Annotated in this window: 7 protein-coding genes; all 7 read right to left on the bottom strand. The window is 61.0% G+C overall.

The window, feature by feature from the left end; genetic code table 11:
* Window positions 1-2,025: TonB-dependent receptor domain-containing protein (locus RMO57_RS13775; RefSeq protein WP_310387505.1), on the bottom strand; the 2,025-nt coding region annotated here is incomplete at its 3' end.
* Between the two features lie 460 nt (window positions 2,026-2,485).
* Entirely contained in the window at window positions 2,486-3,478 is a 993-nt protein-coding gene (locus RMO57_RS13770; protein ID WP_310387504.1) for an LD-carboxypeptidase, read from the bottom strand.
* Window positions 3,475-4,029 carry a tRNA adenosine(34) deaminase TadA gene (tadA, locus tag RMO57_RS13765; protein WP_414896428.1) on the bottom strand — a complete coding sequence of 185 codons (555 nt, stop codon included), beginning with the start codon at window positions 4,027-4,029 and terminating at the stop codon, window positions 3,475-3,477. The genes RMO57_RS13770 and tadA overlap by 4 nt, the downstream gene beginning before the upstream one ends.
* Window positions 4,030-4,091: 62 nt before the next feature.
* Window positions 4,092-4,289, bottom strand: coding sequence for a hypothetical protein (locus RMO57_RS13760; RefSeq protein WP_310387502.1), 198 nt, complete (start codon window positions 4,287-4,289; stop codon window positions 4,092-4,094).
* A gap of 40 nt (window positions 4,290-4,329) precedes the next feature.
* Complete coding sequence (locus RMO57_RS13755) at window positions 4,330-5,607, bottom strand: J domain-containing protein (protein ID WP_310387500.1); 1,278 nt, start codon at window positions 5,605-5,607, stop codon at window positions 4,330-4,332.
* A gap of 30 nt (window positions 5,608-5,637) precedes the next feature.
* The gene (gene guaA, locus RMO57_RS13750; protein WP_310387498.1) at window positions 5,638-7,242 is read right to left on the bottom strand and encodes a glutamine-hydrolyzing GMP synthase; all 1,605 of its coding nucleotides are present in this window, start codon (window positions 7,240-7,242) and stop codon (window positions 5,638-5,640) included.
* Between the two features lie 27 nt (window positions 7,243-7,269).
* On the bottom strand, window positions 7,270-8,241 hold a 972-nt coding region (locus RMO57_RS13745), incomplete at its 5' end, for an MFS transporter (RefSeq protein ID WP_310387496.1).

Genomic DNA, 8,241 nt, shown 5'->3' with positions numbered 1-8,241 from the left:
AGTTGGCGATCCGGCACATGGATCCCGGTCGTTGTCATACAGGTTGTTGCCGGCCGGCAGGAACAGCTCCACCAAGTTAGGTGCACGCACCGCTTGTTGGTAAGCACCGCGGAATTTCGCCATCTTGACCGGTGCGTACTCGAGACCCAGACCATAGGTGTTGGTCGAGATGCCCGACTTGTAGTCCGAGTAACGGTAGCTACCGTTGGCACTCAGCAGATGCGCCAAGGGAGCGCCTTCAATCAAAGGAACACGGATTTCGCCGAAAATTTCATTGACCGAATACTCGCCCGACAAACTCTTGGTTGGGCCGCCCGAGCCGGACAAGTCGCCAGCAGCCGTGGCCGCGTCGGTCGACAAGTCCAAGGTCTCTTTGCGGTGCTCCAAACCGAAGGAGACGCCGATACCACTCTTCGCAGTTGGCAGCTTCAGACCGTATTCACCCAAATCCGAGGTCAAAGACAAGCCTTGCACGTTCAGCTCGGTACCACCCTTGCGGAAACCTGGGGTCTGCAGATAGTCCAGCTGGGCTTTGTCCACGCCACCCAAACGCCAGATGTTGTACGGCACACAAGCCGGGTCGCCATTGGCGCAGACCGCATTGCCATTGGCGTCAGCCACCACGTCCATCGCATTCTTGATGCGCGAACCCAGGAAGTAGTTTTGTTCGTTCTGGCTGTAGATCACCTTTGCGGCGATCGCATAGGCGTCATAGCTCCACTTGCCAACGTCGCCCTTGACGCCGATGACTGAACGGAAGGATGTGTTGCGGAACTCGGACTGACGTCCGCCGCCTTCCACGTTGCGTCGACCCATTGTGATGTCCGCAACATCACCGGGTTTGCTGAAAGTCCTGCCGAGTGAAACGCCGTCTTTGTCTTTCAGCGATTTATTGTTCGCGTCCAAGAGCGCTTTCCAGCTATTGGACAACAGCGGATTCTCGAACTTGACCTCATAGGCATCAATGAAGGCGCCGCCCGGAGCGATCTGCGCCACGGTCAAGTCATCATGGAAGGAGAACTCGGCGTAAACCTTGGCGCTCTCATGGACTTCGTAATTGCCGGTCGCGTTGAAGCTATAGCGCTCCGAAGGGCGCTGGTAGAAGTTGACCGGGCCAAAGTTGTACTGATCGGTGGCAGAGCTGAAGGGTCGGGCGGTGCCGTTTGCGTCGGCATTCGTGAACACGCCAGAGCCAATACCGATACGGCCGGTGGCATTGGTGCCGGAGCCGCCGCAAGCAAAGCCGGCCGCGCTTGAGTTCACGGTACAGGCGCTGAAATCGCGCTCCGACTGCAGCAAGGCATCGTCTTTCTTGTAGCTGAAGAACAGCGTCGCATTGCCCTTGTTGTCTGCAAAGTTGGAGCCCATCAGCAAGCTGATGTCGGTCGACTTGCCGTCGGCCGTCTTGTCGCCGGGAACTTGAAATTCTTTCGGGTTGGTCAAAGCGCGCTTGGCAACCAGATCGGCAACACCACCAGCGTTTTGCTGTCCGTGGTTGTAGAAACTGTGATTGACGTCGAATTGAACGCCTTCGAAGCGGTCGTTCATGATGAAGTTGACCACGCCGGCGACGGCGTCCGAACCATAGACGGCAGAAGCGCCGCCGGTCAGCACTTCAACCCGCTTGATCAACTGAGCCGGGATTTGGTTCAAGTCAGCGGAGGTGGAATTCGCGCTACCCATGGGAAGACGGCGACCATTCACCAGCACCAAGGTGCGATCCGAACCGAGACCGCGCAAGTTGACCGCCGCGGTGCCGCTGGAGCCGTTGACGACGTTGCCGCCTTGGTCAGCAAACACTTGCGGCAGGTTATTCAGAATGCTCTCAACGTTTCTGACGCCGTCGGCCTTGATGTCCTTGGCGCTGACCACGGTAACAGGGCTGATACCTTCAAGGCTGATGCTCTTGATGCGGGAACCCGTCACTTCAACGCGCTCGAGCGTTTCTTGGGCCATCACGGCGCCCGACAGCGTGCTGCCCAGGGCCAACAAGACCGCGATATTGATGCGCTTTCTTTGGAACATTGTGAACTCCGTCATAGAAAAACTAGGGGTGTGTATGGATTCGTACACAGGACAAGCCATTGCAAGGCCCAACACCATGCTGGAGCATGTTTGGCTCTGCATTCGGTTGCGCCAGTGTCCTTCTGCCCGCTGCAGTGCGGCCCCCGTGAAGTCCCTAAGAGACCGGCCTATGACTTCATTCACCCCTCAAACAGCGGGTTTACCCTGGTTAAATTGCCGCATTAACAATGGGAAACGTTGCTTCGACGCGACGGCGAACGCATTCGGATTAGTCGAATAACTTGTACAGCGCAGCCAGTTGGAAATTTTTTCAAGCTGGCGCTTTGCGGCACGCATGCATGCAGGCTCCCGCCGAGCTTGGGGCAACTGGTCTTACCTCAAAAGCTCAAAAGTTTCAGCCGGTTTCAAGCCCGCTGCGGGCCGCCCGCGACTTGCGCGCTGGCTTCACGAGCGGCGGCGCTCAGTGCGGGTGCGACGGGTCGTGTGCGTGCTCGTTCTTATGCTCATGCTCATGCGCATGCTCATGCCTGAGCAGCGGATCGTTCTGCCAGCCCAGCAGCACATTGCGGCCCTGCACCACCAGATCAACCTTGGCACCTACCGGCAGGCAGACCTTGGTGTCAACATGGCCGAACGGCAGGCCGGTCAGGATCGGCGTCTTGGTGACGGCGCGTACTGCGGCGATGGCCGACTTCAAGTCATAGCCGCGGTCCAGCGGCGAGGCGCGCCAGCCACCAAAGTCGCCCAGCACGACGGCTTTTTGGGCGTCCAGCACGCCCGCCTGCGCCAGCTGCAGCAGGCTGCGCTCGACCCGGTAAGGGTGCTCATTGATGTCCTCCAGGAACAGCACGCCGCCCTTGATACGCGGGAAATGCTTGGTCCCCAGCATCGAGTTGACCATGCACAGATTGCCGCCCCAGAGCTGGCCGTTCAAGGTCAGACCGTCGAAGCCTTTTTCGCATCGAAAGCCGACCGCCTCCAACTGCCCGCTCATCGCCTCGGTGAAGCAGTCCTGCGTCACATCGTCAACGCCGCCGTCTTTGTCTGAACGGCCAAAATCCACCCCCAGCGGGCCGGCCCACGTGATCACATTCGGTGCCTTTGCATGTGTCAGCAGCCCCAGCTGCAAGGCGGTCAGATCGCTCTGCCCGACCCAACGGGTGCCCTGCTCCACGCTCTTGGCCAGCAGTTTCCAGTCGATGCGGTCCAGCAAGCGCGTCAGGCCGTAGCCGCCGCGCGTGGCCAAGGCCACGCTGGGTGCGGCGGCCGCGACGCGGTGGATGGCGGCCAGGCGCGTGTCGTCATCACCGCCGAAACGCTGATGCTTGTCGAACGCCGCCTCATCAATCGTGACCTCGAAACCGAGCTTGACCAAGCGCTTGGCGGCGCGCTTGATCGGCTGCGCCTTGTCCAGCACGCCGGCCGGGGTGTAAAGAGTCAGTGAATTGATCATGGGTTCTTGTCCGTCAAAGTGAAATCCGGCAGCACATCGAGATGCGTCGCGTCGCCGGTGGGAATAGTTTCATCGGGCAACTGAGCCAAGGCCCGCATGGCGGCACGGCGCTCGCGCGCGGCCTCCCGCCTTTGGGCAAAAAACTCGCGCAAGAGCTGCGCAGAAGGCTCGGCCAGCACGCCGCCCTCCACACAGGTGTGGTGATTGAGTTGCGGCTGCTCGAACAAATTGAGCACCGAGCCGGCCACGCCGGTCTTGGGGTCGCTGGCCGCAAACACCACCCGCTTGATGCGCGCATGCAGCATCGCCATCGCGCACATCGCGCAGGGCTCCAGCGTCACGAACAACTCGCATTCAGGCAGACGGTAATTGCCCAGCAAGGTGGCGGCGTGGCGCAGCGCCACGATCTCGGCATGCGCGGTCGGGTCATGCGTGGTGATGGGGCGGTTGTAGCCGGTGGCAATGACCTGGCCGGCGCGCATCACCACGGCGCCGACCGGTACCTCGCCGGCCAGCCAGGCGTTGTGCGCCTGGTCGAGCGCGATGCGCATCGCGAATTCGTCGGCGGCATTGCTAGTCGTAGTTTTGATCGGTGGCGGCGGGGGCGAGTCGATCAAGGCATCGCCTCCGAAGCGCGCTGAGCGGCCTGCTGCGCCGCGTCTTGGAGTTGCTGACGAACCGCGTCAGGGCTGGCGACCGGCGCCGAAGCGGCCGAGGCAGGTGGCCGCATTTGCCGCGCCTGTTTATTCAGCATGCCGAAAACGATCGCAAAAGCGATCACTAGACCCAGAATGCTCAAAGCAGCGCGCATGGCTCAATCCTCTTTTCAAACACTAAACCACAAGCCCAGTTCAACGTCGGTGCGGTTTGGCGGGCGTGGGCATGCTGTCCAAGAGCCCGTCAAAAAAGGCGAGATCGTCCATCATGTCATCGTCAAACGGTGCATCCGATTCGATCCGATAGCTCGCCAAAAATTTGCGCAAGTGTTTCGGATCTTGCCAGGCCAGCCGGTCCTCGCGCAATTGCTGCACGGTCTGACGCATATGCGCCAGGTCCAAACTCAAGGATTGGTTGACCTGTTCGGGCGTGCAATTGCGGCGCCATTCCCAGCCCATCACTTCCCTGAACGGTGCCAGGCAGTACCTCAATTCGGTATCCAGCTCCTGCAACTGCTCCTTCAGGATATGGGTGTAGTGGGCCAGTCGCTGCGGCGGCACATCGGCCAGATGGGCGGCATCAATCTGCTCGATTTCCAGTTGCAGGCCCAACAAACCCAACAAGTCATTGGCCGCATAGGCCAGGTTGACCCGCTGCATCAGCTCGGTCTTGCGTTTGCGCTCGGTCGCGTCCGGCTCGCGGTCGGGGTGCAAGGCACTGGCCAGCTTGCGATAGACCGCGCGCAGCGACTGGCTGATCTCTAAGGCCGCCTGCTCTCGCGCGGCCGCTGCCGCCTCGGCCTTGGCCATTTTGGCCGCCTTAGCCGGATTGGCTGCCGATTGAGGCCGCTTGGCGGCACGCGCCGCTTCCTGCTCGTGGCGCAGCCGAGCTTGCTCCGCTTCCTGCTCAAAACGCCTCTGCTGCGCCATTTGCAAGAATTCTTCGGCGTTGGCGGCCCCGTGATCGGCGCCCATCTCCACGCCGAAAACATCCGCCATCAGCGCCTCGGTCATCTCCAGCTCGCTACGGCGAATCTCGGCATGGCTGAACTCGGCATGGCGGTCGTGAATGGCTTCGAGCTCGGTATCGGTATCGGCGCCGCCTTCCAGCAAGGCCTCCAGCAAGATCAGCAAGAGATCAAGCACCTTGGCGCGCTGCAATTTACCCAAACCACGCCAGGGCGGCTCGCCTTTCAGCACCAGATCCAAGAACAGCGCAGTTTGCCGTTTTTCGCCGTCAATTTGCCCTTGCAGCGGCACCAACTCACCGGCCAATCGCTGCTGATGGCGCTCCGCAAAAGCCTGCCAGAGTGCCAATTCGGCGCGCTTGGCCTCGATTCTTTGCACCAATTTCGCAAACGCCTGCCGCGCCTTGCTGCCAGCTGGTTTGGCGGACAAGACCTGGCTGACCGACACACTCAAAGGCGCCGGCTCGGCGTCAAACAGATCGCCGCTGTATTGGAAGCCGGGCACTGGACTATTCTTACCCGCCATTGCGAATCCTCACTCCCACTCAATCGTCGCCGGTGGTTTGCTCGACACGTCGTAAGTAACCCGGTTGATGCCGCGCACCTCGTTGATGATGCGGCCCGACACCTTTTTCAGCAGACCATAAGGCAGCTCGGCCCAGTCGGCGGTCATGAAGTCACTGGTCTGCACCGCTCGCAGCGCCACCACATAGTCATAAGTGCGGCCGTCGCCCATCACGCCCACGCTCTTGACCGGCAGGAATACGGTGAAGGCCTGACTGGTCAGCTCGTACCAGTTCTTGCCCGTGGCCTCGTCTTGCCAGCCGCGCAACTCTTCGATGAAGATCGCGTCGGCGCGGCGCAGCAGGTCGGCAAAATCCTTGCGCACTTCGCCCAAGATTCGCACGCCCAGACCCGGGCCGGGGAAGGGGTGGCGGTACACCATATCGGCCGGCAGGCCCAGCGCCACGCCCAGCGCGCGCACCTCGTCCTTGAACAACTCGCGCAGCGGCTCCAAGAGTTTCAAACCCAATTGCTCGGGCAGACCGCCAACATTGTGGTGACTCTTGATGGTGGCTTTTTTGGACTTGGTGCCGCCGCTCTCGACCACATCGGGGTAGATCGTGCCTTGAGCCAGCCACTTGGCCCCGGCGCTCGCGCCGGTCCCAGCGCCTTTCAATTTCTTGGCTTCGAGCTGGAAAACCTCGACGAACTCGCGGCCGATGATCTTGCGCTTGGCCTCGGGGTCGGTCACGCCCTTCAGATGACCCATGAACTGCTCGCTGGCGTCCACACGTATCACCTTGACGTGCAGGCGACCGGCGAACATGGCCATCACCGCGTCGCCTTCGTTGAGGCGCAGAAGGCCGTGGTCGACAAACACACAGGTCAGCTGATCGCCGATGGCGCGGTGGATCAGCGCCGCTGCGACCGAGGAATCAACCCCACCGGACAGGCCCAGGATGACCTCTTCATCACCGACCTGCTCGCGGATCTTGGCGACCGCCTCGGCGATGTAGTCGCCCATGATCCAGTCGCCCTTGCAGCCGGCTATTTCTCTAACAAAGCGCGTGATCATTTCCTGGCCCTTCAAGGTGTGGGTCACCTCGGGGTGGAACTGCACCGCGTAATAGCCCTTCTCCTCATTGGCCATGCCGGCCACCGGGCAGCTCGGCGTTTCGGCCATCAGCTTGAAACCGGGCGGCATCGCGGTGACCTTGTCGCCATGGCTCATCCAGACCTTGAGCATGCCGTGGCCTTCCAACGTGGCGTGGTCCTGGATGCCATCAAGTAACTTGGTATGGCCATGGGCACGCACCTCGGCATAGCCAAATTCGCGCTGGTCGCTCCACTCGACCTTGCCGCCGAGCTGCACGGCCATGGTTTGCATGCCGTAGCAAATGCCCAAGACCGGCACGCCCAGATCCCACACCGCCTGCGGCGCGCGCAACTCATGGTCTTCGTAGGTGGAGGCATGGCTGCCCGACAAGATGATGGCCTTGGGCGCGAATTCACGGATGAATTCATCGCTGACGTCATTCGGGTGGATCTCGCAAAAGACCGCTGCCTCGCGCACGCGGCGGGCGATCAGCTGGGTGACTTGGGAGCCGAAGTCGAGGATCAGGACTTTGTCATGCATATGCTTCTCTCTTCTTAAAGCTTGTATTCAAACGGCCGCTGGGGCTGCACTGGGCGTGCGGGCGAAATGCCGCCAGGCAAACAGCAGTGACAGCGCCTGCAAAGCAGCGCAAAAATAGAACGGTGCGCCGATGCGCCAATCGCCCTGCGGCAGGTCGGCGACGAAATAGATCAGACCCGGACCCACCACTGGTGCGAGCACCGCCATGATGCTGTTGAGCGAAGACACCGCGCCCATGGTTTCGCCCTGAGTCGAGGCATCCGCTGCGTTGGAGATCAAACTCTGCATCGCCGCATTGACGGCAAAGCCCAAGAGGTTGAAGGCGATGATGGCGTACATCATCCAGCCCGCCGTCGACGCGCCCCAAACAAAGTTCGTCAGCGTGCTGGACAGCAGGCCCAGCACGACCAGGCGCTGCGGCGTGAATATCTTCAACAGATGCGGCAGCAAAAAGCCCTGCACCAGCACCGACATCACGCCCACCGCAAACAGCGACCAGCCGTTCTCCTTGGGGCCCCAGCCAAATTTGAAATGCGTGTAGAGCACCCAGCTGGACTGCAGAATCATCTGCGCCAAACCCGACAAGCCGATCACAAACACCAAGGGGCCGACGCCTTTCAAGCGGCTCAGTTTCTTCAGCGAGTTGACCGGATTGGCGCGCTGCCAGGTGAAGGGCCGACGGTTTTCGATTTTGAGCGATTCGGGCAAGACAAAGTAGCCGTAGCACCAGTTGATCAGCGCCAGCGTGCCAGCCACATAAAACGGCAGGTGCAGATCGATATCACCCAGAATGCCGCCCATCACCGGGCCAAGGATGAAGCCCATGCCGAAGGCCGCGCCCAGCATGCCAAAACGCTTGGCGCGCTCGTCCGGAGCGCTGATATCGGCCACATAGGCATTGGCGACCGAGGCATTCGCCTGCATCGCCCCGCTGACCAAGCGCACCGCCACCAGCATCCACAAGGCGGTCGCCATCGCCGTGACGAAGAAGCTCAGCGC

Origin of the sequence: Roseateles sp., assembly GCF_031397715.1 — a bacterium.
Lineage (GTDB): Bacteria > Pseudomonadota > Gammaproteobacteria > Burkholderiales > Burkholderiaceae_C > Paucibacter_A.
The sequence above is the reverse complement of the archived record's forward strand: the minus strand, read 5'-3'. Positions and strand labels throughout refer to the sequence as shown.

Bases quoted from the DNA above. Each gene is read 5' to 3' on its own strand.
- guaA (WP_310387498.1), bottom strand. From the start codon at position 7,242: ATGCATGACAAAGTCCTGATCCTCGACTTCGGCTCCCAAGTCACCCAG.
- RMO57_RS13760 (WP_310387502.1), bottom strand. From the start codon at position 4,289: ATGCGCGCTGCTTTGAGCATTCTGGGTCTAGTGATCGCTTTTGCGATC.
- tadA (WP_414896428.1), bottom strand. From the start codon at position 4,029: ATGCGCATCGCGCTCGACCAGGCGCACAACGCCTGGCTGGCCGGCGAG.
- RMO57_RS13770 (WP_310387504.1), bottom strand. From the start codon at position 3,478: ATGATCAATTCACTGACTCTTTACACCCCGGCCGGCGTGCTGGACAAG.